Annotated in this window: 24 protein-coding genes; 9 read left to right on the top strand and 15 right to left on the bottom strand. The window is 42.5% G+C overall.

Features of this window, described 5'->3' with window-relative positions; genetic code table 11:
• Window positions 1-159: 159 nt before the first annotated feature.
• Window positions 160-555, top strand: a complete 396-nt coding sequence (locus tag NXH67_RS06730; RefSeq protein WP_272796845.1) for a hypothetical protein — start codon at window positions 160-162, stop codon at window positions 553-555.
• A 32-nt stretch (window positions 556-587) separates the two neighbouring features.
• On the opposite strand, the gene NXH67_RS06725 is transcribed toward NXH67_RS06730, so the two are convergent.
• From NXH67_RS06725 to NXH67_RS06715, 3 genes are all read right to left on the bottom strand, one after another.
• The gene (locus tag NXH67_RS06725; protein ID WP_272796844.1) at window positions 588-1094 is read right to left on the bottom strand and encodes an AAA family ATPase; all 507 of its coding nucleotides are present in this window, start codon (window positions 1092-1094) and stop codon (window positions 588-590) included.
• 16 nt (window positions 1095-1110) lie between these two features.
• Window positions 1111-1857 (bottom strand): ParB/RepB/Spo0J family partition protein, encoded by a 747-nt coding sequence (locus NXH67_RS06720; RefSeq protein ID WP_272796843.1) that lies wholly within the window; start codon window positions 1855-1857, stop codon window positions 1111-1113.
• A gap of 65 nt (window positions 1858-1922) precedes the next feature.
• The gene (locus tag NXH67_RS06715; RefSeq protein ID WP_272796842.1) at window positions 1923-2621 is read right to left on the bottom strand and encodes a hypothetical protein; all 699 of its coding nucleotides are present in this window, start codon (window positions 2619-2621) and stop codon (window positions 1923-1925) included.
• Between the two features lie 116 nt (window positions 2622-2737).
• On the opposite strand from NXH67_RS06715, the gene NXH67_RS06710 reads away from it, so the two are divergent.
• The 6 genes from NXH67_RS06710 (at window position 2738) to NXH67_RS06685 (ending at window position 6747) form a co-directional block, all read left to right on the top strand.
• Window positions 2738-3616 (top strand): SPL family radical SAM protein, encoded by an 879-nt coding sequence (locus NXH67_RS06710; protein WP_272796841.1) that lies wholly within the window; start codon window positions 2738-2740, stop codon window positions 3614-3616.
• Entirely contained in the window at window positions 3617-3898 is a 282-nt protein-coding gene (locus tag NXH67_RS06705) for a DALR anticodon-binding domain-containing protein (protein WP_272796840.1), read from the top strand.
• A gap of 130 nt (window positions 3899-4028) precedes the next feature.
• On the top strand, window positions 4029-4943 hold the full coding sequence (locus NXH67_RS06700; RefSeq protein WP_272796839.1) for an ABC transporter ATP-binding protein: 915 nt from the start codon (window positions 4029-4031) through the stop codon (window positions 4941-4943).
• Window positions 4943-5854, top strand: a complete 912-nt coding sequence (locus tag NXH67_RS06695) for an ABC transporter permease (RefSeq protein WP_272796838.1) — start codon at window positions 4943-4945, stop codon at window positions 5852-5854. The genes NXH67_RS06700 and NXH67_RS06695 overlap by 1 nt, the downstream gene beginning before the upstream one ends.
• Window positions 5854-6303, top strand: a complete 450-nt coding sequence (locus tag NXH67_RS06690; protein ID WP_022777408.1) for a LytTR family DNA-binding domain-containing protein — start codon at window positions 5854-5856, stop codon at window positions 6301-6303. The genes NXH67_RS06695 and NXH67_RS06690 overlap by 1 nt, the downstream gene beginning before the upstream one ends.
• 21 nt (window positions 6304-6324) lie before the next feature.
• The gene (locus tag NXH67_RS06685; protein ID WP_272796837.1) at window positions 6325-6747 is read left to right on the top strand and encodes a DUF3021 family protein; all 423 of its coding nucleotides are present in this window, start codon (window positions 6325-6327) and stop codon (window positions 6745-6747) included.
• A gap of 63 nt (window positions 6748-6810) precedes the next feature.
• Here NXH67_RS06685 and NXH67_RS06680 read toward each other — a convergent pair whose 3' ends face one another.
• Window positions 6811-7773, bottom strand: a complete 963-nt coding sequence (locus NXH67_RS06680; protein WP_272796836.1) for an alpha/beta hydrolase — start codon at window positions 7771-7773, stop codon at window positions 6811-6813.
• Window positions 7774-7941: 168 nt separating this feature from the next.
• Between NXH67_RS06680 and NXH67_RS06675 the strand changes: the two genes are divergently transcribed.
• On the top strand, window positions 7942-9522 hold the full coding sequence (locus tag NXH67_RS06675) for a PP2C family protein-serine/threonine phosphatase (RefSeq protein ID WP_272796835.1): 1581 nt from the start codon (window positions 7942-7944) through the stop codon (window positions 9520-9522).
• 43 nt (window positions 9523-9565) lie between these two features.
• Entirely contained in the window at window positions 9566-10588 is a 1023-nt protein-coding gene (locus NXH67_RS06670) for an NAD-dependent epimerase/dehydratase family protein (RefSeq protein WP_022777404.1), read from the top strand.
• Window positions 10589-10677: 89 nt separating this feature from the next.
• Here NXH67_RS06670 and NXH67_RS06665 read toward each other — a convergent pair whose 3' ends face one another.
• The 11 genes from NXH67_RS06665 to mnmE form a co-directional block, all read right to left on the bottom strand.
• Window positions 10678-11700: a DUF6709 family protein gene (locus NXH67_RS06665; RefSeq protein WP_272796834.1), complete on the bottom strand. Its 1023-nt coding sequence runs from the start codon at window positions 11698-11700 to the stop codon at window positions 10678-10680.
• A gap of 19 nt (window positions 11701-11719) precedes the next feature.
• Window positions 11720-13531 carry a hypothetical protein gene (locus NXH67_RS06660; protein WP_272796833.1) on the bottom strand — a complete coding sequence of 604 codons (1812 nt, stop codon included), beginning with the start codon at window positions 13529-13531 and terminating at the stop codon, window positions 11720-11722.
• Between the two features lie 885 nt (window positions 13532-14416).
• Complete coding sequence (deoD, locus tag NXH67_RS06655; protein ID WP_272796832.1) at window positions 14417-15124, bottom strand: purine-nucleoside phosphorylase; 708 nt, start codon at window positions 15122-15124, stop codon at window positions 14417-14419.
• 23 nt (window positions 15125-15147) lie between these two features.
• On the bottom strand, window positions 15148-16038 hold the full coding sequence (locus tag NXH67_RS06650) for a DUF3881 family protein (RefSeq protein WP_272796831.1): 891 nt from the start codon (window positions 16036-16038) through the stop codon (window positions 15148-15150).
• Between the two features lie 41 nt (window positions 16039-16079).
• On the bottom strand, window positions 16080-17366 hold the full coding sequence (gene serS, locus NXH67_RS06645; protein WP_022777398.1) for a serine--tRNA ligase: 1287 nt from the start codon (window positions 17364-17366) through the stop codon (window positions 16080-16082).
• A 51-nt stretch (window positions 17367-17417) separates the two neighbouring features.
• Window positions 17418-17939 carry a DUF4446 family protein gene (locus tag NXH67_RS06640; RefSeq protein WP_022777397.1) on the bottom strand — a complete coding sequence of 174 codons (522 nt, stop codon included), beginning with the start codon at window positions 17937-17939 and terminating at the stop codon, window positions 17418-17420.
• A gap of 22 nt (window positions 17940-17961) precedes the next feature.
• The gene (locus NXH67_RS06635; protein WP_022777396.1) at window positions 17962-18861 is read right to left on the bottom strand and encodes a ParB/RepB/Spo0J family partition protein; all 900 of its coding nucleotides are present in this window, start codon (window positions 18859-18861) and stop codon (window positions 17962-17964) included.
• A 51-nt stretch (window positions 18862-18912) separates the two neighbouring features.
• Window positions 18913-19686, bottom strand: a complete 774-nt coding sequence (locus tag NXH67_RS06630) for a ParA family protein (RefSeq protein WP_022777395.1) — start codon at window positions 19684-19686, stop codon at window positions 18913-18915.
• A gap of 279 nt (window positions 19687-19965) precedes the next feature.
• Entirely contained in the window at window positions 19966-20706 is a 741-nt protein-coding gene (gene rsmG, locus NXH67_RS06625; RefSeq protein WP_272796830.1) for a 16S rRNA (guanine(527)-N(7))-methyltransferase RsmG, read from the bottom strand.
• Window positions 20696-22624, bottom strand: coding sequence for a tRNA uridine-5-carboxymethylaminomethyl(34) synthesis enzyme MnmG (gene mnmG, locus NXH67_RS06620; RefSeq protein WP_272796829.1), 1929 nt, complete (start codon window positions 22622-22624; stop codon window positions 20696-20698). The genes rsmG and mnmG overlap by 11 nt, the downstream gene beginning before the upstream one ends.
• Before the next feature lie 6 nt (window positions 22625-22630).
• Complete coding sequence (gene mnmE, locus NXH67_RS06615; RefSeq protein WP_272796828.1) at window positions 22631-24067, bottom strand: tRNA uridine-5-carboxymethylaminomethyl(34) synthesis GTPase MnmE; 1437 nt, start codon at window positions 24065-24067, stop codon at window positions 22631-22633.
• Window positions 24068-24138: the final 71 nt, after the last annotated feature.

The raw sequence follows: 24138 nt of genomic DNA, 5'->3' as shown, positions 1-24138 counted from the left end.
TAGTAATGATCCTGTTTGATTGTTAAGTTTCGCGACTACAACAATACTACTATTAGGACTTACTTTCTACTGCCTTTTTGATAAAAAGAAAATCACTGCACACAGCCTAGGCAGGCCATCGCGCAGCGATTTTGTTCAATTAGAGTTTATGGAGGTACCATGGGCAACATAATACAGCTAAGCAAATCATCACCAACGAGTGAATGGATTGACATGTCCAATCAGGGAACGGACTGTTTTCTGGAACTTCTGATAATGGCGGCAAACGATCTTGAAAAAACCAACCATCAGGAGAAATTGATATCTTTTCTGAAGGATCAAAAAGACATCAATGATATCGCTCCCGGGACAGCAGGTTTCAAATTGGATGAAATGCCATGGTGTGATGAGACTCTTATTGATGATGCTTCCTTTCTCATCTGCGTGACAAAGGAAGCTCAAAGTGAAAGCGTTTTATCGAAACTACCGTATAAAGTAAACACTGAGATTGTTTTTCCGTGGCTGAAACAGTTCGCAGTATTGATTGAACTGATGATAACTGCTTCCGAGCGGTAATAAGGGTTAGAGCAAATAACTTCAAATCATATTCATCCCCTGACAATAAATCCCTCTATCATCTTCGCTGTCTCATCGACACTCTTATCCGTGTTGTCGATGAACATCGAAAACTTTCCTCTGTTCTTCCTGAACCACCTGTTAAAACCAACATGAGGCTCGATCACTTCATCGGAAGTAAAACCTCTCTCCTCAGGTCTTGCCTTAAGCCTTTTAACAATCTCCTCATCAGCAGGGCAAAGAACAATAAAATCTGTTGACTCGACACACTCAGGGATTTCCTGGCTTGCTATGTAGTCCTGAGGATTGATGCAGGAGACAAAGATAAGGTCTTTTCCACCTGCCATTTCTACCGCCTTGGCCATAGTATCATCCTTATATTTGGATTCTCTCTCGGTTCCTTTATAGTCCCACCAGTTAAGGCCAACTTCATCGCTGTCTATACAGCTGTACTTATCCTTATCAAGAAGTGTTGCCAAAGCATCCTTCATAGTGGATTTTCCGGAGCCGCAGCATCCGGTGATAATATATAGTTTCATTTAAGTTCCCTCCAACTTATCTTCTGATAACCGTGCAATCTTTTACATACTCTCCGTATTTGCAGGTAAAATCTTTTAATTCCTGTTCTTCAGTGATCCAGACAATAGCCCAGGCTTCCTTGGTTCCAAGATCGCGATACGCCTGCAATCTGTGGTTTCCATCATTTAATTCAAATTTACCGTCTACGTAATTAACAATGATGGGGGGCATATTAGCTCCCGCCTGAATTGCCTTTTTTAACTCGGACATTTTGTATTCCCACCAGCCTTTATCTACGCGGTATTTCATGTCCTCTTCAGGTCCCGAGCATCTCTCAAAGAAGCTTATTGGGAACTTTGCCGGGCTGAAAAAATACCGGTCGCAAAGCTTAAGTCCATCTGAAAAAGGGATGTTCTTTCCCTCCGAATTAAGGTAAAGATGCACCCAGGCATCCATTTTGTCCTGTTTGCCATAGTCAATTGCTGACTCAACTGTTGCACTGTATTTAAGCATAGTAACCTCCTTCTTACTGTAAACAATTTTCTTGATAGAGTCGTAAGAAAGAGAGTAATCATTCATCAATGCTTCAATAGTTTTTCCGTTTTGAAAAGCTTCCCTGATCGCAGCATTCCTTTCACGGATAAACTGCTGATACCCCGAAGTCTCTCCCCAATCCTTTTTCTCTGTTCCGGCCGGAATGTATATGGTTTCTCCTGATACATATTTCTGAATCTGCTTAAGGAGTTTCTCCGGAAAGATATCTTTTGCATTTTTGTATTTCATTACTCCAACCTCCCGACAAGAGATATCATACCGTCGCCTCCCGCTGAATTATATATCGCAATCGGTTATAGCTGTTTTTTGCACAAAATCTCAAATCGCCTTTTTCCTATATTCTGTTTGGCAGTGCGCTGCCACTTATCGCTGGTGATCTTCTGGCTCTTATCCATACATACAGCCAGAATGGTACCATCGCCTGCTATATTGTACAGGCTTTCCATCATGGCATTTATCTCGCCCTCGCCGCCCCAGTACACGAGGTTCCCATAGGGAATATCCGTTATGATTATATCCGGCTTTATGTCAGGAAGCGCCTTGGTACAATCAGCAACAAAAACCTCTGACGCGATCTCTTTACCAAGCCTTCGTCTTAATGTCTCTACGCTCCCTATTGCATCACGGTGCGAGTCTTTTCCGAATTCCTCATATAGCTTTTGAAGCTCACTGCGCCTTCTGTCCAGCCCTTCATAAGTAAGAAGTTCAAGGTTCTTCCGGGCACATTCGATCATATCTTCGGAAATATCACTTCCATATATTTTTTCAATACTGCTTCCGTAAAAAAAGCCAATGATTGCCAGGGAATATGCGCCTCCGCAGCAGGGATCATAAACCACCAGATGGTCTTTCTTAGGTGAAGCCGCCATTGCCCGACCAAATATTTCTGCAATTAATCTGACAGGGAAATTCGGGATTCCTTTGGCGCCATGTATCACTCTTCCACTGGCGAAATCCTCATAGTTCCCTGCGGGACAATATAAATAATTCATGCTCTTCGTTCCAATACCTATGCTAATTTTCCGTTATTTTCCCCGTAATTATAACAGACCATTGGATTTATACATAGTATGGTAAAATTGATTTATCAAGATGGGAAGGTGAAAAGATGCATTTTGTTGACGCAAAGGGAATTCTTACAGGAAAAAACGGCTTACAGGGAATGAACATATACCGTGGCTGCACCCACGGCTGCATATATTGTGACAGCAGAAGCAAGTGCTATCAGTTCACTCATCCCTTTGAAGACATTGAGGTAAAACAGAACGCACCGGAGCTTCTGGAAAAGGCCCTGAAGTCCAAGAGGAAAAAGTGCATGATCGGAACCGGAGCTATGTCAGACCCTTACATGCACTGCGAAAAGGATCTGCAGTTGACCAGAAAATGCCTGGAGATTATCTTACAGTACGGCTTTGGTGCAGCGCTTCAGACAAAGTCCGATCTGATTCTTCGTGATATCGACCTTCTCTCAAAAATAAACAAAAGTGCTAAATGCGTAGTGCAGATCACCCTTACCACCTACGATGACGAACTGTGCAGTATTCTTGAACCTAATGTTTGTAATACAAAACGTAGAATTGAAGTCCTTGAGATAATGCAGGAAAGAGGCATTCCAACAGTGGTCTGGCTGACTCCTATCCTGCCTTTTATCAATGATACAAAAGAAAACATTATCTCTATCTTGAATGAATGTGTAAGAACCGGCGTCAAGGGCATCATAGATTTCGGTATGGGGCTTACCCTTCGTGAAGGCGATCGCGAATACTACTACGATGCACTTGATAAGCATTTTCCCGGTATGAAAGAAAGATACATCAGACAATACGGAAATGCATACGAGCTTCCAAGCCCTAATTCCAGGGAACTTAGGGCACTCTTTCAGGATATCTGTAAGAAAAATGGAATTCTCTCAACCCCTGATGAATGTTTCCGATATATGAGTGATCTTCCGGATAAGTATACACAGATGAGCCTGTTTGATCTCTAAATGCATTCCGATATTCCTCAGAAATCGATACAGCTAAGGATGAATTTAGAAAAATCCGAAAAAGCTGTGACCACCGCAGCAGAAAGCTACGAGCCCTCCGTTGTTGCTCGTTACCTGATAAGTCTCTGCACTGACTTTAACAAGTTCTATCAGGAGTGCCCGATCTTAAAGGAAGAAAATGAAAGCATCAAAATAGCTCGCCTTCAACTGGTGAATGTTGCTTCGCAAATCATCAAAGATGCCACCGCACTCCTTGGAATGGAATGCCCCGAAGAGATGTAAAACACATCAAAATGCAACTTACCCCTCCAAAATTACAACTTATTTCATAATCTGTTTCGCCTTTTGCCGCCTTGCCTTATTATCCGATTATAAAGAAACCGAGAGACAAATACGGGAGGCGAAAAAGATTATGAATTCCATTGAACTTAAAAACATAACCAAAAGATACGGTTCATTCCGTGCAGTAGACAACCTCAGTTTTGAGATAAAGCAGGGCGATTTCGTTGGATTCCTCGGAGTCAACGGCGCCGGCAAGTCCACCACGGTGAACATGATGTCCACTATCCTTACTCCGGATGAAGGCGAAGCTTATCTTTGCGGCTACAGACTTGGCAAAGAGGACATGGAGATAAGGAAGAGCATCGGCGTTGTATACCAGTCAAATGTGCTGGACGATCTTTTTACAGTAAAAGAGAACATCGTCACAAGGTCCAGGATGCTGGGGCTTGACGACAGAACCATAAAAGCAAGACTCTCCGATCTATCCGACATCCTGAAGCTCCAGGACATAATGAACAAGCGCTACAGAGTATTGTCGGGAGGCCAGAAAAGACGCTGCGAGATAGCCTTTGCGCTGATGCATTCACCAAAGATCCTATTCCTGGACGAGCCCACCACAGGCCTTGATCCTGCAACAAGAGTTGATGTGTGGGAGGCTGTTGAACAGCTAAGGTCCAACACAGATATGACCGTGTTCCTCACCACCCACTACATGGAGGAAGCCCAGTCCGCTGACAAGATAATCATTATCAACCAGGGCAAAAAGCTGGCTGAGGGAACCCCCTTTGAATTAAAAGAGCGTTTTGCAAAAGACAGTCTCAAGCTCTACTTTGACGAAAGCTCAAGGAACAGGGTTCTTGAAGTAGTTGGAAAAGACAACCTGATCGCCACATCCTACGGCGGCTGCGTTGAATCAGACAATCCCTTTGCAGCAGCTGAAACCGCAAGGGCGCTTAGGGGAATCGTGGAAGGCTTTGAGATTATTCAGGGCAAAATGGATGACGTATTTTTGAATGTGACAAATGGTCTTGGGAGGGCAGTGTAATGAGAAGTTTTCTTGCAATAAATAAAAGAAATTTAGGTTTGTATTTCAGAGATTATTCAGCAGTGTTTTTTTCACTCTTATCAATGCTCATCATAATAATGCTGATGGTGTTTTTCCTGGGTGATATGAACAACAGTAGCATTCTTGATGCCATTAAGATGGTTCCCGGAAGAGGCGGTGACAGTGACGCTGTGCTTATCGAGCAAATGAGCTTCCTCTGGGTCTGCGCCGGAATCCTTACTATAAATGCATCCACTGTAACTCATGCTTTTTACTCCAACATGATAAAAGACAGAACCGGCAACCGCCTGAATTCTCTGCTCACAATGCCTGTTAAAAAACCTGTTTTCGTCCTTGGTTATGTATCGGGCGCATGGCTTGCAGGCGTTCTTATGAGCATCATAACCTTCGCAGTTACAGAAGTTATCGGTGTTTGCAAGGGTATGGCGGTACTTCCTTTTGATGTCCATGTTAAGCTCATGCTTCTTATCATGCTGAACAACTTCGTTTATTCTGCCATCATGTTCCTTCTTGCTACCATCATCAAGAGCCAGAGCGCCTGGAGCGGCATCGGCATTATCCTCGGTACACTGGCCGGATTCTTTGGAGGAATCTATTTCCCCATGGGCTCCATGAGTTCCACCATGCAGTTTGTTGTTAAGTGTTTTCCTTTTATTTACGGCACTTCTCTTTTTAGAAAAATAATGCTTGCACCCCTTGAGACCACCCTGTTTTCCGGAACTCCTAAGATCATCAGGCAGGAAGTTGACAAGGCTATGGGAATGGATCTTTTTCTTGGAAACAGCCAATTGTCCCAGTATGGAAAAGTAGGTATACTAGTTCTTGTGGGGCTTACATTTATCGCCCTTTCAACCATGTATTTATCAATCAGCAAAAAGAAAGACAGATAATGAAGATTACAATTGAGACACCCTTACCCGGTGAAGAAGATGAAATCATAATAAAGATGGCGGAGCTGGACGACGAGGTTCTTAGGACCATTCGTCGTCTTAAGGATGGCGCAGGCACTGATACCATGGCTCTCTACGCAGATGAGAGTATCCGCATGGTGCCCACCAAGGAGATCCTGTACTTCGATGCAACGGACAATCACGTTTTTGCTTATACCAGAAATGACTGCTTTGATACCAGGAAAAAGCTCTTTGAGATTGAGGAGCGCCTTGCCAATTCATCATTTCTTCGGATATCCAAAAATGCCATCGTAAACATTAAGTCCATCGATCACTTAAGTCCCGAGTTTAACGGCAGATTTATAGCCAGCCTCAAAAACGGTGAAGACATCATTATTTCCAGGGGCTATGTTCCTGAACTTAAGAAAAAACTTGGTATTGGAAAGTAATACGAAAGGACGATTCAGACTATGAAAGATTTTATTCATGATCTTATTAAATGGTTTTTGATTATAAATACAGGAATTATGATTGTTGCGGGACTCAATATTATTCGCTATGATTCCATCACAACTATGATCATTCCCCAGATACTGGCAGCAAGCTTTGTGACTGCACTGGTGACCACCTGCTATTTTTCCTATAACCCCAAAAAGCCAATCTCAGTTCCCATCAGAATCCTGCTTAGCTGCGCGCACTACCTTATACTATGCATTATTATCATGACCCTGGGAGTTCTCTTTAACTGGTTCGGCTTAACTGTAAACGGTGTCCGTGGTGTAGCCCTCAGCGTTGCAGGAGTTTACATTATCACAGCCCTTATCTCCTACGCTCTCTCCAAGGGCGAGGCAAACGAGATGACCAACGCACTTAAAAACTACAGCGATGACTAAAACTTAAGGCAGGTGCAACATAGCACCTGCCTTCTTTTCAACTATTTCTTAATCCGATAATTATCATTTAATTGATCCAAGAAACTCCATTGTACCCTTCATATAGCCTTCGGGATCAACAATAACGCCCTCGATATGAACACTGTCAACGTGCATGATTGTCTTATTCTCGGATCCAATATTTGCATAAAGTGCTTCTTCCTGATCAGGTAAGCATACCTCATCTCTATCTGAAACGATGAGCATTGTAGGAATCTGATCCTTTTTAACAATCTCGATTGTATCAGCGTCATCATAATCGATGTGGTCAACCAGCTTCATGTAGATCTTGCCTGAAGCTGCCAGATATCTGGCAAAAGGATCCTTGGTGTTTCCATCGCCGAACATCTCAAGAAGCATCAGCTCCATTCCGGGAACGGGGCTGTCAAGAACAACTGCGTCTGCTGCGCCTGTTTCGCCGGGTGTTACATTAGAAGCATACAGAGCAACTGTCTGTCCTCCCATGGACTGACCGTGAACAAAAACCGTCTCATATGACAACTCTGTTCTTGCTAATTCCACCATTGCCTTAACATCGAGGGATTCATGAATTCCGAAAGTTACCTTGGGATCAGGGTTAACTCCGCTTCCTCTCTGGTCAATTGAGATAACATCATAGCCTCTCTCGAGATACTGCTCCGCAAGAGGATACATTACATATCTGTCTCCGCCTGCTCCGTGTACAAGAACGACGCAGGTCTCATTTCCTTCTCCGAAATATGTGCCGGGCACCCGGTTTCCATCCTCTGCCTCTGCAGTGACATCCTTACCTTCATGTGCTGCGAGGAACCCTTCCAGGTCATATTCCCAAGTCTCGAGCTGCTTCACACTGTTGTCATGGGTGTCCTTTCCATCGTTCTGATACAGAACTCCCTTAGATACCATACTACCGAGCACTCCTGTAGCCACTAAGCCAAGTACTACTACCAGCGCAGCGATTACTCCTAATGCGATACGAATCCCCTTAACAACCTTTTTTCTTTTCATTTGTAACCTTCTCCTTACTCTTTCCTTATAACCTGCGTTCCCCCACCGTCGGCATCAACCATCTTATCATTGTTCTTAAGGGCAGTAAATACCTATTTCTCACTCTTTTCCCCAACAAAAATATGTTATGATATAAAGGTAAAACATTATCTGTAGAAGGTATAAATTATGAAGAGAAAATGGGGAGTTACCAAAAAGGCATTACTTGGAATCATCGTATTTACGCTGTTTTTCAGCATTCTGATCTGCGTCGCAGGTTCACTTATCTTTGACAGATCCGTTGAAAAAATCTATAACGACAGAGGCTATGTTGTAGCCAGCATTCTTCTTGATACCCTCGATCACGACAAAATCGCAGAATATACGCGCACCTGGGAAGCTGATGATTACTATGAGGAGATGGATGCCTATCTTCACAGAGTAGAGGATTACTCAGGCGCCGCCTTCATCTATATCGCAGTTCCCTATGAAGATAAGACCATGCGCTATGTCTATGATTCCGACACATTTATTGGAGACACTGATCCTATCGCTGCTTCCTTTGATGAGATCTGGAATGCCTTTACCACCGGCCAGCGGCCCACAAGCTATCTTGTGAGACACTCCAAAAAATATGGATTTCTCACCTCCAGCTGCCTTCCTGTCAAGGACAGCGCCGGTACAGTTGTGGCACTTCTCTTCGTTGATACCTATATGAATGAGATTCGACTGATCCTATACAAGTTCATCTTTAATATGATACTCATCTCCCTGATTCTTCTTACAATCTTCTGCGTTATGAACTGGAAAGTGATGAGAAAGAACTTCATCGATCCGGTAATGCAGATCCGTACCAGCGCCGGTAATTTCACCAGTAACGGCGCACAGGTTGATGATGCTCTTACCACTATCAAGACCGGAGATGAGATTGAAGATCTCGCCCTCTCCATCCACAATATGGAAAAAGACATCGTCACCTACATCGACAATCTAAGGACCGTAACAGCGGAAAAAGAGAGAATCGGCGCAGAGCTTAACGTAGCTACCCAAATTCAGGCAGACATGCTCCCCCGTATCTTCCCTCCTTTCCCCGACAGGAAAGAGTTTGAGATCTACGCTACTATGAATCCCGCCAAGGAAGTTGGCGGCGACTTCTACGATTTCTTCCTTATTGATGACGATCACATGGCCATGGTTATGGCTGATGTTTCCGGCAAAGGCGTACCCGCAGCTCTTTTCATGGTGATCACCAAAACACTTATCAAAAACAGAACTCTGATGGGCGGCTCTCTTTCCACCTCAGAGATACTTAGGGATGTCAACAACCAGCTCTGTGAGGGTAACGACGCCGAAATGTTCGCAACCGTCTGGCTCTGCATCCTGGAGATATCCACAGGAAAAGCAATTATCTCCAACGCCGGTCACGAGCATCCCGTCATAAGAAGCTCCAATGGCTCTTTTGACCTTAGAATCTACAAACATTCTCTTGCAGTTGCCGCCATGCCCGGTATAAAATTTGAGCAACACGAAGTTACGCTGCAGCCCGGAGATACGCTGTTCGTCTACACTGACGGCGTACCGGAAGCCACCGACAAAGACAATACACTATATGGAACCGACAGACTTCTCGCTGCTCTTAACAAAAACCCGGACGCAGATTCTCAGACACTTATCGAGGCGGTCAAAAAGGATATCGATGGATTTGTTAGTGATGCCCCCCAGTTCGATGACATAACGATGCTCTGCTTTAAGTACTTCGGGAACAATTGATCAATAGCCAACTGTTTTTTACAGAAAAAAGGAGGAGACACACATGAAGGCACTATTTATCGGCGGCACAGGAACAATCTCCATGGGAATCGTAAGGCTTCTTGCCTCGGACCCGCTCTGGGAGGTCTACCTCCTGAACAGAGGAAACCGCAAGGATGACATTCCGGAAGGAGTTAATCTTATAACAGCTGACATATACGATGAAGCAGCTGTGGCCAATAAGCTGGAGGGCATGACCTTTGATGTTGTCAGCGAGTTTATTGCCTTCGATGTCTCAGCAGTTGAAAGAGACTACAGACTTTTTAAGGATAAGACTAAGCAGTACATCTTCATCAGTTCCGCTTCTGCCTATAACAAGCCCGCTGCTCATCACGTGATCACCGAGGGCACAACCCTTGCCAATCCGTACTGGGAATACTCAAGAAACAAGATCGCCTGCGAGGAATTCCTTCTTAAGAAATACCGCGAGAACGGATTCCCAGTGACTATCGTTCGTCCCAGCCACACCTATGATGAGAGAACAATTCCTCTCGGAGTACATGGTAACAAGGGTTTTTATCAGGTAATTAAACGTATGCAGCAGGGTAAGCCCGTAATAATTCAGGGCGATGGCACCTCACTGTGGCACCTTACCTTCAACAGCGACTTCGCCATCGGCTTCACAGGACTTATGGGCAACAGACATGCCATCGGCGAAGCTTTTCAGATAACAGGCGACGAAGCTCTGTCCTGGAATCAGATCTATCAGACAATCGCTGATGCACTCGGAGTTGAACTTAAACCCTATTATGTCTCCTCTGAATTTCTTGCAGATGTGGGGACAAAATACGGCTATGACTTCCGCGGTAGCCTTATCGGAGATAAATCTGTATCCGTCCTCTTTGACAACAGCAAGCTCAAACGCCTTGTTCCTCAGATGACCACCAACGTTCCCTTCCATGAAGGTGTTCGCTTATCACTTGAGTATATACAGTCTCATCCTGACAGATATCAGGAAGACCCTGAATTTGATGAGTTCTGTGATAAAGTCATTGCTGCTATGGAGAATGCTAAGGATTCAATCTAAAATTTCTTCACTTATTTTTTGGCAAATAATTAGCTCCGGCCCTTCCCATAAGGGAAAAGTCGGAGCTTCTTTTTTGAATATTAAAATTATCAAGCGCTCTGCTGTGTATTTTTCCAATAATCACAGTGGTAATAGGTCTGTGCTTCCTTGGTATATCCGAATATAGTTGAAGGATTGTGATAATTAATCTGAGTGAACAGCTCCTTAACAATCGTGTCAGGGTAAGAAGCAAAGAGTGACATGAATGCGATTCTCTTCTTCTTTTTCTTACTTGTGTGCACGTTGACGCAGTTAAATACAGGAATGAAGCAATATCTGAAGGTGTACTTGTAGCACCAGATAATCTCTTCATAAGGAAGAACCTCTAAGCGGTTGTCCGCATATACGAGGTGTCTGGGTGTAAAGAATACACCGCATTTCTTCATAAAAACAGTTCTTGGATCCTCAAGCTCTGCTGCAAGCATCTCTTTATCGCTGTCTGTGAGCTTTTTGCTGTTAACAACATAGCTAAAAACACTTGGAATTCCACCGAGCAGGCAAAGAATTCCCACAACAACAATCAGAAATTCAAGCAAAACATAATTAGAGGATGCATTTGAATTGTAGCCCTCGTAGATAGCAGCGCCCTTGAAATAATCATCAAACTCTTCTCTGTTCATAGGATCTTCAATATCAAACTCAGAGTAGGTCTCGAAGGCCATATCCATGACTTCTTCATCCAGCTCTTTTACCGCACCCAGAACTCTTGCTGTTCCATTACTTGCCACCTCACTGCTAAGAGAGTCAAGCTTACTCTTGGAAGCTTTGATGATATACATTCCGTTGTCATCATACACATAAGCAAACTGCTCTGAGTCATCATAATATGCAAATGCAGCGGGCTTGTTCTGTATATCCACATAGGCAACATAGGAATTATCCTTGTTGTACTCGGGGCTTACCATGTCGCTTGCATATGCCTCGGCAAAAGAAATTGCTGCATCTTTACCGGCTTTGTTAATACTGTCGACCTTCTTCTGAACCGGAACTACAAGTGCTGCGCAGATAATTCCGATGATCAGAATCACTAATCTGATTGTAAACTTCCTTTTGATAATACTGTTGTTGATCATAACTTAATTCATTCTCCTCTTATGTATTTGCAAGAAGCTTCAGCATAACAGTAATGTTATCTCTATCCATCTGCTTATAATCAATGTTTTTGCCTGTGACCTTGTTCTCGTATTCGGACAAAGCATCCAGGTCATCCCATGGAATCAGGCATGCATGGCGTCTAGCCGACAGATCCTTGGATATTCTAAGAGACGTATCTGTCTTGAACAGCTCTGCTCTCTTCTTCAAAGTTTCTTCATCCATCGTTGCAAATCCCATGGAAAAATGGAAAGCGTTCCAGCGATGATGCTCGGTCCTTGCCAGATTCTCAAGAAACTCCTCTGAAATCTTGTCATCTCCGGTAATCCTAAGTCTCTTGAACAGAGCCGTAAGGAAATCTGCGCTGGCTCTGCAGCTCATGCGGCTGAAGTAGTCACATTCTGCCCACTGTCTCTCAAGGTCTCCCTCCTCGCCGTGATAGAAGTGGTTGATCTCCTTGGCGCGGTCATCCATCTTGCCGCCGTAGAGAATATTGGCATCATTAAGACTCCAGATCTTTCTCTCCTCGCCGTATCTGTACTGCCATACGCTGTCGGATGTGCACTGATATACAGGAACCACCCTCTTTTTCTCATGGAAAAGATCAAGAATATCCGTCGCGATCTCTCTTCCGAGCTCATCATCCCCCACTGCGGTTATCACGTAGTTAATGGTCTTTGCATTGTCTAAGACGTAATTCGTAAGGTGTCTGCTTCTTCCATCCTCTGCAAAGAACTTGATGTCGTAGTTCTCAAGCATAGCATTGTATCTGTATCTGAAATATCCGTCTATCTTCTCGAATTTAGGATCATATACTCTTACTTTAAAAGAGCTGCCTTCAAACTGTCCGTTGGCAACCAGCTTTTTCAGAACTTCCTGTCCGAGCCTTCCAAATCCCACAAGAAGGATCTCAACGCCGTTTCTGGCATTACCCTGTTCATCAAATTCCACCACATCACACAGGGGGAACTTCTGCATCAAAAGTCTTGCGATGAGCTCTGTCTTGTCAAAGACCTTAACCTGTCCGTAGCCGTATTTGCCCGGACCGGCTAAAAGCCTCATTCCTTCCAGCTCTTCTCTTCCTATGATAGTTATACCTGTCTGCTCCGGATTAATATTGCCTTTTTCAAGGCTGCGAAGGAGCTTCTTGGCATAATCAAAGTTCTGATCTGCGTTGTCGGACAGCGCTGTCAGATGGAGCTTGCTCTTTCCCTTCTTAATTCCCAGCCTCTTAATGAGATGTATGTCAGGATTTAAGGCGGAAGGATCCGTGTAGATAAGGCCTCCGATCTGTCTTACGTCAGCTTCCCACTTCATGGCGTCGGTATCAACAAACACAACTGATACTCTTTTGCCCTCGGATACTGTTCTGCCGTATTCCAGCGAGCTTTCGTTGATTCCGTAGATGAGTTCAACATCGTTGATCCTAAGGAGCCAGGATCTGAACTTCTTGATGGCACTCTTACCAAGAACCAGGATAAAAACGCTGGCCATAGAATAATATGCCAAAAAGTGCGCTCCCCAGAACATGATATGCCACGGCGAACCTTCACCAACCGCTTCGGTGAACACCGCAACGTTATTCATGCCGGCAAACATACGGCCCGTATCAATTACTGTGCGGAGAACTTCGACTGCGCCCATGTCCGGGCTTTTGGAATACGCGTAGCCGTAGACCAAAAGGCCACCCAGGGAAGCAATAGAAAAAGCAATGCCGACCCACTTCTCACGATTGTCCTGATTTATCGTAAGATAAAGGACCATTGCCATAAAGACTGCTACGGAGAGCAGAATTATCGATAAATTACCCATATTTACCCCACTTTCAATCACTTCCCCACTATACTAAACAAATACGCTCCATTAGTCAACAAAAGGTTTTGACGGCGGTAGGGTATTGGTTTCCCGGACGGATAATCGAGGGGGATTCATGGGCATGTACAGAAAAGGAGGACGAAAATTCATCTCACGGCCCTGAACACTCCGCTGAGCCCTGAGCAAAAAAGTCGTGCATAAGGCACTCCTTTTTTAGGTCTCATCTCCGTAGGCCCGAAATCGATGATTTTTCGTCCTCCTTTCCTGCACACTCCCCCTCCTCTTCCCTCGATTATCCTGTCTCCCTGCAACCACTACTCCCCCTCCTCCTCCTCGATTATCCTGTCTCCCTGCAACCACTACTCCCCCTCCTCTTCCCAAAACCTCCTTCTCCCAATCTCACTCCAACAATCTCCTCAAAAATCCTCCTCCTTCAAAGGCCGCATGGCCCAAAACACCCCACTTCAATTTCGGATAGAAGTGGGGTGATTAGTCAAAAGTAGCCTCAAAAGAGAATCGCACTTATTTGAATCGCAATACTACCTGCTGTGAATTCACCGCGCAGGCGGACAGTTGTAATAAAGTACATGATTACGGAAATCGTACAAGGAAGTAATTTCAAAGACTTACTAACAGAAGACGCCCAATAAAAATGGAGTACAAAGCTTCATCGATTTCGGGCCTGTGGAGATGAGACCTATAAATAGGAGTGCCTTATGCACGACTATTTATGTTCAGGGCTCATTGAAACGTTTAGGACCGTGAGATGAATTTTCGTACTCCTTTTTATTGGGCGTCCCCTTAAGGGAGCCATTACAATTTACTTACTTCCTTGTCGATTTTCGTGACCTTGTACTTTATTACACTGTCCGCCACCCGGCATCACAGCTGGATTGCGGTCTTAAGTGCGATCTCCATCATATCTGTGAAGGAGGTCTGGCGTTCCTCTGCGGAAAGTTCTTCATTCTTAAACAGATGGTCTGAGCATGTAAGTATCGTCAACGCCTTCTTCCCTGCCTCCGCCGCATTCATATACAGCGCCGGTGTCTCCATCTCAACCGCAAGCGCACCAAAGTTTCTGTACAGCTCGCTCTCATTGCACTTCTTATAGAAAGCATCTGAAGAAAGAACGTCTCCAACATGGTATCTTACGCCCTTTTCCTTGGCAATGGCCACAGCCTTCTCAAGGATATCAAAGCTTGCTGTAGGAGCAAAAGTTCCGGGAAGTCCAAACTGGAATCCATAGTTGGAATCTGTGTGAGCACCCTGGGCAAAGATAATATCCATTACATTAACCTTGTCCTGAAGTCCTCCTGCGCTGCCTACTCTGATGATGTTATCAACATCATAGAAATTGTAAAGCTCATAAGTATAAATTCCGATTGAGGGAATTCCCATTCCGTGTCCCATTACAGACACTTCTTTTCCCTCATATTTTCCTGTAAAGCCAAGCATTCCTCTTACTTCGTTAAAGCACTTGATGTCTGTGAGGAAGTTCTCTGCAATAAATTTCGCACGGAGCGGATCACCCGGCATAAGGACGGTCTTAGCAATATCACCTTTTTCTGCACTGTTGTGTGGTGTTGACATTCTAATAATCTCCTTTCGTTTAATTATTTAATAGTATCATCAAAATTGATGACACCCTGCATCCATATATTTCCTTTGAATCTTCTGCCAACTGCAGGCTCACCCAGAAGGTCGACTTCATTAATGCATACGTCGAACTCAAGGTCATTGCAGTTGATACGCATGATGTGAACTTTTTCCTTGGTAACATAATTGGTAACCACGGTGCATTCGGTGATCTCGCCGAGAACCGAATATTGATCGCACTCAACGCCGTAAGGCATAAAGTATGTATCCACAAGGCTGTACACATCCTGTCTCCTTATCTTCTTGGAGATAGATGTGTAGAGGTCCATATCATCAAGAGTCAGTGATTCGATTGCTGTCTCATCACCCCGTCTTGCATTGTTAATAAGATTATTTCTGTAATTACTCTTTTTCCTGGCCACAGCCTTCTCCTCATCGGTCTTGGCTATGGGCATCAGTATCTGTCCCTTGATTGACAGGGATGAGAGACTAAGACTCGTTCCCTTGATTGGGAATTTGTTCTCGTTCTCAAGCTTCACATAAGGAACCATATTCTGAAGGTAGTAGATAAGAGTTACACCAATCCTGGGCTCGTTCACCACGCCCGCATAGGAATACTGGGCTGCGTGGCGCTCAACATTTATATCCTCCTCGGTGCTGACACCGGTGGGAATAAGATAAGGATAATAGTATTCGTAAATGAATTTGTCCTCATCGTCGAACTCGCCGCAGACAGCCACACCTATACGATCCGCGTAATCCTTGGCAAACTCCGCCAGCATAACATTGTCCCCGGTGGTTATGTAGGATCTTTTCTCAGCATTCTGAATGGATGCGGTTATCAGTTTTATTAATTCTTTTCTGTCTTTGATCTGGGAAAAACCCACAGCACGCAGGAACTTATGCAAATGGATTACACCTCTTTTCTAATACCTATTTTGCTAAAAAATTATTTGGTGGGAACAAGAACTTCCTTGCCACCCATGTAAGGACGAAGAACCTCAGGGATTCTTACGCTGCCGTCTGCCTGGAGATTGTTCTCAAGGAAGGCGATGAGCATTCTCGGAGGAGCAACAACTGTGTTGTTAAGTGTGTGGGCAAGGTAGTTGCCGTCCTTACCTTTGATTCTGATCTTAAGTCTTCTTGCCTGAGCATCGCCAAGGTTAGAGCAGCTACCAACCTCGAAGTACTTCTTCTGTCTTGGTGACCAAGCTTCTACGTCGCAGCTCTTGCACTTAAGATCTGCAAGATCTCCTGAGCAGCACTCAAGGGTACGTACCGGAATATCCATTGATCTGAAGAGATCTACTGTATTCTTCCAGAGCTTGTCATACCACTCCTTGGACTCCTCTGGCTTACAGATAACAACCATCTCCTGTTTCTCGAACTGGTGGATTCTGTAAACACCTCTCTCCTCGATACCATGTGCACCCTTCTCTTTTCTGAAGCAAGGTGAGTAGCTGGTAAGAGCCTTGGGCATCTCTTCCTCAGGAATGATCTGATCAATGAACTTACCGATCATTGAGTGCTCTGAAGTTCCGATAAGGTACAGATCCTCGCCCTCGATCTTGTACATCATTGCCTCCATCTCAGGGAAGCTCATAACACCTGCAACTACATTGCCGTGGATCATGAAAGGAGGTACGCAGTAGGTGAAGCCTCTGTCGATCATGAAATCTCTTGCATAAGAAATAACTGCTGAGTGAAGTCTTGCGATGTCGCCCATAAGATAATAGAAACCATTACCTGCAACTCTTCTTGCTGCGTCAAGGTCGATACCGTTGAAGGACTCCATGATATCTGTGTGATAAGGAATCTCGAAATCGGGAACTACAGGCTCACCGAACTTCTCAATCTCCACATTCTGTGAATCATCTTTTCCGATCGGAACTGACTCATCTATGATCTGAGGAATGATCATCATCTTGTTTGTTACTTCCTCATCCAGCTCCTTCTGCTTAGCCTCCAGCTCATTAAGTCTCTCAGCCTCTTTTGCAACCTCATCCTTGAGAGCCATGGCCTCTTCCTTCTTGCCCTGAGCCATAAGTGCTCCGATTTCCTTGGAAATCTTGTTGCGGTTAGAACGGATCTGGTCTGCCTCCTGCTGATTTGATCTTCTCTGCTCGTCAAGTGCGATTACCTCATCAACAAGCGGAAGCTTCTCATCCTGAAATTTTTTCTTGATGTTCTCTCTTACTACGTCAGGATTCTCACGTAAGAATTTAATGTCGATCATTCCTGTATTCCTCCAAAAATATTTATAATATTATATTGCATACAATTTAATTTATCTATTCACACTGTTAAGAGCAATCTCAAGAGCTTTTTTCTCCTCACCGGTAAGCTCAACATCCGCAACTCCTGCGGTGATGTTCTTGGAATATGAATAGTTGATGCCATCAGCACTGTGAACTGAATTGATGAGGATACCATTGTCCTCCTCATCAAGAAAGCATATAGCATAGCTAAGCTTTCCACCTGTCTGATCAAAAGCGTCGTACTTATGAAGTCCCAGCTTCTGAACAGTATGTACCATTCTTCTATTAATATCAATGATATCTTTTCTGTTTTTGTCATTTTCGGCTTTGATAGCTCTGTTGTTGTGGAAGATTCCTATAATTTCATCTTCCAGGGATTCAGCTTCTTTGCCGTTCATGAATTTATTGTATTTTCTCTCAAGCTTCTTAAGTCTGCTGCTCTGAACAAATACCAGAACAAATGCTACGATCAGAAGAACCAGCATAACGATAAAAAGAATTGCCGGATCCAGACCGCTAAGTCCTATTGCCGAAAAAATACTGCTCTCCATTAATTATTCCCCCAACCAATATTTATTCTTTGCAAAGTCTGTCAGTAATCTTCTCAAGATCATCATTGCTGTAGAATTCTATCTCGATCTTACCGGCTCCGTCACCCTTGGAGATAATATCAACCTTGGTTCCGATTGCCTGTTTGCACTTCTCTGCAACACTGGCATATACGGCTTCGAGACTCTCATTCTTCTTGGCGGATTTCTTCTTGGAAGTCTTACCAAGATTCTTAACCAGCTTCTCTGTCTCACGTACGCTGAGTTTCTCATCGAAAACCTTCTGAGCCAGCTGGAACTGTTCTTCGGGATCCTCTACAGGAATAAGTGCTCTTGCATGTCCACTGGTAATCTGTTCATCAATTACCATCTGTCTTACTTTCTCACAGAGCTTAAGGAGTCTCAAAGAGTTGGTAATATATACTCTACTCTTTGACATCTTCTCAGCAACATGCTCCTGAGTATATCCGAATTCATCGATAAGTCTCTTGAAAGCTAATGCTTCTTCAATTGAATTTATATCTTCTCTCTGCAGGTTATCGATAAGTGCTATCTCAGCGATCTCCTGCTCGGTAAGATTTCTGATTATTACAGGGACTTCCTTAAGTCCAAGTTTCTGTGCTGCTCTCCATCTTCTCTCACCGCCGACGATCTCATAGTGATCACCTCTGTCTACTACGGTGAGGGGTTCAAGCATTCCGAACTGCTTAATTGAATCCGCAAGTTCTAATAACTTATCCTCGTCAAAAGTTTTTCTTGGCTGATTTCTGTTTGGTTCAACCTTTGTGATCTTTACATTAGTAACCTGTCCCTCGACCGGAGTATCGGATACCTTTTCCTCTTTGGTCTTAGTGGGTGTTACCTTAGCGGGGATCAGGGAGTCGATTCCTTTTCCCAATCCTCTTTTTGCATTCTTCGCTGCCATGTTCTCCTCCAACTATATTAAATGACCTTGGTCATTCATCGGCTTATAATATCAAAACTTTCTTGCGATCACTTCATCAGCAAGAAGTCTGTATGCTTCTGCACCTGCGGACTTGGGTTCGTATAAATTAATAGGAAGTCCGTAGCTGGGTGCCTCCGCAAGACGAATATTTCTGGGAATGATTGTCTTATATACATTCTCTTCAATATGCTCTTTTACATTCTCAACAACCTGAAGGGAAAGATTGGTTCTGGCATCAAACATTGTGAATACCACACCCTCCATCTCAAGTTCAGGATTAAGTCTTTCCTTAACCAGGTTAACAGTATGTACAAGCTGTCCCAAACCTTCCAATGCATAATACTCACACTGAATAGGAACAAGTACTGTGCTGGCTGTTGTCATAGAATTGATTGTCAGCATACTAAGTGACGGCGGACAATCAATGATGATAAAGTCGTAATTATCTTTTACTTCTGCAATTGCTTCTTTAAGAATGTACTCTTTCTGATCTGCGTCGATAAGTTCTATCTCTACTGCAGCAAGATTAACATTTGAAGGAATGATATCAAGTCCATTAAGATCTTCCACTACATCTTTGTGAATAGCTTCATCTACAGAACACTCCCCTATCATTAGTTCATAGATGGTATTCTCAAGCTCGTTTTTATCAAGACCAAATCCACTGGTGGTATTACCCTGGGGATCGGTATCAATAACAAGGACCTTTTTTCCTTTCTCAGCAAGTGCTGCTGCAAGATTAATTGAGGTTGTTGTCTTACCGACTCCACCTTTTTGATTAGCGATAGCAATGATTCTTCCCATTTCTCCTCCCACTCTCTTTAAACACTAATTTGATTTTAGCACAATACAAATACCTTTGCCCAAAAATTTTACTTTTAGGTTGTTTTTTCTAGATATTGTGGTCTGTAATTGTAGTCATATTTAGTACAATTATCGGGATAATATTAATGTTTCACGGTTTTAATACAATATATTGGGTATTAATGTTTCACGTGAAACAATTTTTAGTAGAACAAATAATTTAAATAGTAATGTTTCACGTGAAACATTCAGTTAATACAAAATTTATAATCACAATATCTATTGCAGAGGTTGTTTCGAAGGAATTCCTGCTTTACGAGGATATTTTTTGGAAGTCTTTTCAATCTTATCCACTATACATATTGTTCTGCTGATATCAGAATCAGGAAGCATGAACTCCTGACAATCAGATAACTTACCACCTAATAAATGGAGTGCACCCTTTGCATTTTGTAATTCTTCAGATGCTTTTTCACTTTTGAAAGCGATGAACTTACCGCCAACTTTAACATAGGGTAAACAGTACTCTGATAGAGTAGCCATATTTGCTACTGCTCTTGATACAGCAATATCAAAAGTCTCTCTAAGTGAACCTTCCTTTGCCATTGAAAAATCTTCTGCTCTTCCATGAAGGGTATGTATATAACCCTCACTGTTAAGATCCAGTTTATCAATAACATCATTCAAGAAGTTCAATCTCTTATTAAGAGAGTCAAGTAATGTTACCTTCAGATTAGGAAACATTATCTTAAGAGGTATACCCGGAAATCCTGCTCCGGTTCCGATATCAACAAGTGAATATTCCTCTTTGGAAAAATCAAAGTACTTGGCGGCTGAAACACTATCAACAAAATGTAACTTACATACATCTTCGAACTCTGTTATAGCAGTGAGGTTCATTACCTTATTTGTGTCAACAAGCATCTCATAATAGGTATTGAATTGTTCAAGCTGCTTATCAGATATTCTAAGTCCCAGCTCCTCAAAATCTTTAATCATTGTTGAATACTTATCTCTCATCACTGTTTCCTCTATTCATTGAATCAAGGTAAATAATAAGTACCGATACATCAGCAGGATTAACACCACCTATTCTTGATGCCTGTCCTATATTCTTTGGTCTGAATCTTTCAAGCTTCTGTCTTGCTTCAAGTCTGAGACTTGAAACATCATCATAATTAATATCAGCAGGTATAAGTCTCTTCTCAAGTTTCTTGAACTGCTCAACCTGTCTCTCCTGTCTCTGGATATAACCTTCATATCTTATGGTTATCTCAACCTGTTCTATTACATCCTTAGGAAGCTCTACTCTATCATTATCAATCTCAGCAAGAGAATAATAATTGAATTCAGGTCTGCATATAAGTTCAGCCAAAGAAGTTGCTGTTTTAAGAGTCGAACTACCATGCTCTTCCATGAATTTCTGTATTCGTGCATTGGCACCGACAGTTGCTTTCTTTAAACGTTCTACTTCTTTTTCTATAGCATTAATCTTATCAACTAACTTGTTATATCTTTCTTCATCAATGAGACCTACTTCATAACCTTTTTTACGAAGTCTTATGTCTGCATTATCCTGTCTGAGTAATAATCTATACTCAGCTCTTGAAGTCATCATACGATAAGGTTCAAGGTTTTCTTTTGTAACCAGGTCATCAACAAGTACTCCGATATAACCTTCGGATCTATCAATCTCAAGATAAGGTTTGCCAAAAATCTGCATTGCAGCATTGATACCAGCATAAAGCCCCTGTGCTGCCGCTTCTTCATATCCGCTACTTCCGTTAAACTGTCCTGCGGAAAAAAGACCTCTTATATTCTTAATCTCAAGAGTAGGTGACAGCTGTCCCGGACATAAGCAATCATACTCAATTGCATAAGCCGACTTAACAATCTTGCAATTCTCAAGTCCCGGAACAGTTCTGTACATTGCAAGCTGAACATCCTCAGGAAGTGAAGAACTCATTCCATCAATGTACATCTCATTTGTAAATGTTCCCTCAGGTTCAACAAACACCTGATGTCTCTCATGATCAGGGAACTTAACAACTTTATCTTCAATAGAAGGACAATATCTTGGTCCAACACCTTCAATGATTCCGGCATAAATTGGAGACCTGTCGATATTAGCTCTTATGATCTCATGGGTCTTCTCATTGGTATAAGTAAGCCAACAGGAAACTTGTTCTTTTTGAATAGTTTCCACATCAGTATCAAAGGAAAATGGAATAACCGGAGTATCACCAAACTGCTCCGACATCTTAGAGAAGTCAATTGAATTGCCATCCATTCTGGCGGGAGTTCCTGTCTTGAATCTTCTAAGTTCAATTCCGGCTTTAATAAGTGATTCAGATAACAGGTTAGAAGGCTGAAGACCATTTGGTCCGCTGTAAGTGATAGCCTCACCTGTAAGACATCTGCTCTTTAAGTAAGTTCCTGTGCAAAGAATTACTGCCTTAGCCTCATAGATGATTCCGGAAAAAATCTTTACACCTGCAATTTTCTCTTTGTAGCCATCCTTCTTAATATCATCTGCAGCTTCTTCAAAAAGAATCTCTGAAACCTCGGCCTGTTTTATCGTAAGGTTCTTTTGATTCTCCAAAACTTTTTTCATAGCTTTGGAATATTCCATTTTATCTGCCTGGCATCTGAGTGAATGAACAGCAGGTCCCTTAGAAGTATTTAGCATCTTGGACTGCAAAAATGTCTTATCAATATTCTTACCCATCTCTCCACCAAGAGCATCAATCTCTCTGACAAGATGTCCCTTGGAAGATCCACCTATATGTGGATTGCAGGGCATGAATGCAATATTATCTGCACTCATTGTAAATATCACAGTCTCAAGTCCAAGTCTTGCACAGGCAAGAGCTGCTTCACAGCCGGCATGTCCGGCACCGATTACGGCTACATCAATTTTCTCGCGTATTTCTGTCATAATATCTTACTTTCCCATACAGAATTTGGAGAAGATTTCTTCAACAAGATCATCTCCAACTTCTTCACCAATTATTTCACCAAGATAAGCATAAGCATTTGAAAGGTCCACGGTAAAAAAGTCTTCCGAAAGACCAATGTCTATACTTTGCTCAACAAGTTTCAAACTGTCATAGGATTTTTTTAAAAGATCCTTATGACGAAGATTAGTAATATATAATTCCTGCTTCGGTGCAATATCACCGTTAAGGAAAAGATCCGAAACAGCTTTCTTCAAATCTTCGAGTCCATTTCCTTTAAGCATTGAAGTTCTTATAATAGGTAATTTATCATTTTTATCATCTGAAAAATGCATACGAACAATATCATCTGTTATCTTAATATCATTTTGCAGATCGTCTTTATTTAGAAGTACTATTGTCTTCTTATCTTTGCAAAGATCAATAATATCTTTGTCTTCATCATCAAGTTCAGAAGTAGAATCAAGAATATACAGAACAAGTTCTGCTTCTGTAACTTTTTCTTTGGCCTTATCAACACCGATCTTCTCAATAATATCATCGGTATTTCTGATTCCGGCTGTATCTATAACATGAAGAACTATGTCTCCAAGTCTTACTGTCTCTTCAATAATATCTCTTGTAGTTCCGGCAATATCTGTAACTATTGCTCTCTCATCTCCGGTCAGTGCATTGAGAAGAGATGATTTGCCCGCATTGGGCTTACCAACAATAACTGTTTTAATACCATCTTTTCTAATCTTACCCTCATCAGCGGAGGTTATCAATTTATTGATAACTTTTGTAACATCTTCGGTAACGATTTTGAGCTTCTCAGGGTAACCGGTAAGATCATAATTCTCCGGATCATCCAGAGCAGATTCTATAAATGCCATCTCATAAATTATTCTTCCACGAAGCTCTTTGATCTTATTATAAATACTACCCTTTAATTGCTGTCTTGAACTCTCAAGTGCGAAATTGTTCTGAGCACTAATGATATCCATAATCGCTTCAGCTTTGGTCAGATCAATTCGTCCATTCAAAAATGCTCTCTTAGTAAACTCACCGGGCTCAGCAAGTCTGCATCCGTTATCAATCAGCAACGTAAGAATCTGATTCATGATCAGCATACCGCCATGGGAATTGATCTCAATAACATTTTCCCTGGTATAACTCTTAGGCCCCTTCATATAAGAGATCATAACTTCATCGATAATTCTCTTATCTTCAGTCTGTGATTCATCACAAATAAAGCCATACTTAATAGTATTAGGCTCATGAGATGCAAGATTATGTTCACCCTTAGGCGAAACAAAAATCTTGCTGCATATTTCCACTGCGTCTCTGCCACTTACTCTGATTATTCCAATACCTGCATCAGACATAGCAGTCGCAATAGCACAAATTGTATCATCTCCAAAATTATTCAAAACAGAAGCCATAACTTATCCACATCTATTATCAAAAAAAGGTCAACTTTTCACTAATAATACTATAGCACAATAGACAAAAA

Origin of the sequence: Butyrivibrio sp. DSM 10294, from assembly GCF_028539135.1 — a bacterium.
GTDB lineage: Bacteria > Bacillota > Clostridia > Lachnospirales > Lachnospiraceae > Butyrivibrio.
This window is presented reverse-complemented; position numbering and strand designations above follow the sequence as displayed.

Coding starts and splice junctions, on each gene's coding strand:
- NXH67_RS06665 (WP_272796834.1), bottom strand. CDS start 11,700: ATGATCAACAACAGTATTATCAAAAGGAAGTTTACAATCAGATTAGTG.
- NXH67_RS06680 (WP_272796836.1), bottom strand. CDS start 7,773: ATGAAAAGAAAAAAGGTTGTTAAGGGGATTCGTATCGCATTAGGAGTA.
- NXH67_RS06685 (WP_272796837.1), top strand. CDS start 6,325: ATGAAAGATTTTATTCATGATCTTATTAAATGGTTTTTGATTATAAAT.
- NXH67_RS06695 (WP_272796838.1), top strand. CDS start 4,943: ATGAGAAGTTTTCTTGCAATAAATAAAAGAAATTTAGGTTTGTATTTC.
- deoD (WP_272796832.1), bottom strand. CDS start 15,124: ATGTCAACACCACACAACAGTGCAGAAAAAGGTGATATTGCTAAGACC.
- NXH67_RS06690 (WP_022777408.1), top strand. CDS start 5,854: ATGAAGATTACAATTGAGACACCCTTACCCGGTGAAGAAGATGAAATC.
- NXH67_RS06660 (WP_272796833.1), bottom strand. CDS start 13,531: ATGGGTAATTTATCGATAATTCTGCTCTCCGTAGCAGTCTTTATGGCA.
- NXH67_RS06635 (WP_022777396.1), bottom strand. CDS start 18,861: ATGGCAGCGAAGAATGCAAAAAGAGGATTGGGAAAAGGAATCGACTCC.
- NXH67_RS06705 (WP_272796840.1), top strand. CDS start 3,617: ATGCATTCCGATATTCCTCAGAAATCGATACAGCTAAGGATGAATTTA.
- NXH67_RS06670 (WP_022777404.1), top strand. CDS start 9,566: ATGAAGGCACTATTTATCGGCGGCACAGGAACAATCTCCATGGGAATC.
- mnmG (WP_272796829.1), bottom strand. CDS start 22,624: ATGACAGAAATACGCGAGAAAATTGATGTAGCCGTAATCGGTGCCGGA.
- mnmE (WP_272796828.1), bottom strand. CDS start 24,067: ATGGCTTCTGTTTTGAATAATTTTGGAGATGATACAATTTGTGCTATT.
- rsmG (WP_272796830.1), bottom strand. CDS start 20,706: ATGAGAGATAAGTATTCAACAATGATTAAAGATTTTGAGGAGCTGGGA.
- NXH67_RS06725 (WP_272796844.1), bottom strand. CDS start 1,094: ATGAAACTATATATTATCACCGGATGCTGCGGCTCCGGAAAATCCACT.
- NXH67_RS06730 (WP_272796845.1), top strand. CDS start 160: ATGGGCAACATAATACAGCTAAGCAAATCATCACCAACGAGTGAATGG.
- NXH67_RS06720 (WP_272796843.1), bottom strand. CDS start 1,857: ATGAAATACAAAAATGCAAAAGATATCTTTCCGGAGAAACTCCTTAAG.
- NXH67_RS06700 (WP_272796839.1), top strand. CDS start 4,029: ATGAATTCCATTGAACTTAAAAACATAACCAAAAGATACGGTTCATTC.
- NXH67_RS06630 (WP_022777395.1), bottom strand. CDS start 19,686: ATGGGAAGAATCATTGCTATCGCTAATCAAAAAGGTGGAGTCGGTAAG.
- NXH67_RS06640 (WP_022777397.1), bottom strand. CDS start 17,939: ATGGAGAGCAGTATTTTTTCGGCAATAGGACTTAGCGGTCTGGATCCG.
- NXH67_RS06710 (WP_272796841.1), top strand. CDS start 2,738: ATGCATTTTGTTGACGCAAAGGGAATTCTTACAGGAAAAAACGGCTTA.
- NXH67_RS06675 (WP_272796835.1), top strand. CDS start 7,942: ATGAAGAGAAAATGGGGAGTTACCAAAAAGGCATTACTTGGAATCATC.
- NXH67_RS06715 (WP_272796842.1), bottom strand. CDS start 2,621: ATGAATTATTTATATTGTCCCGCAGGGAACTATGAGGATTTCGCCAGT.
- serS (WP_022777398.1), bottom strand. CDS start 17,366: ATGATCGACATTAAATTCTTACGTGAGAATCCTGACGTAGTAAGAGAG.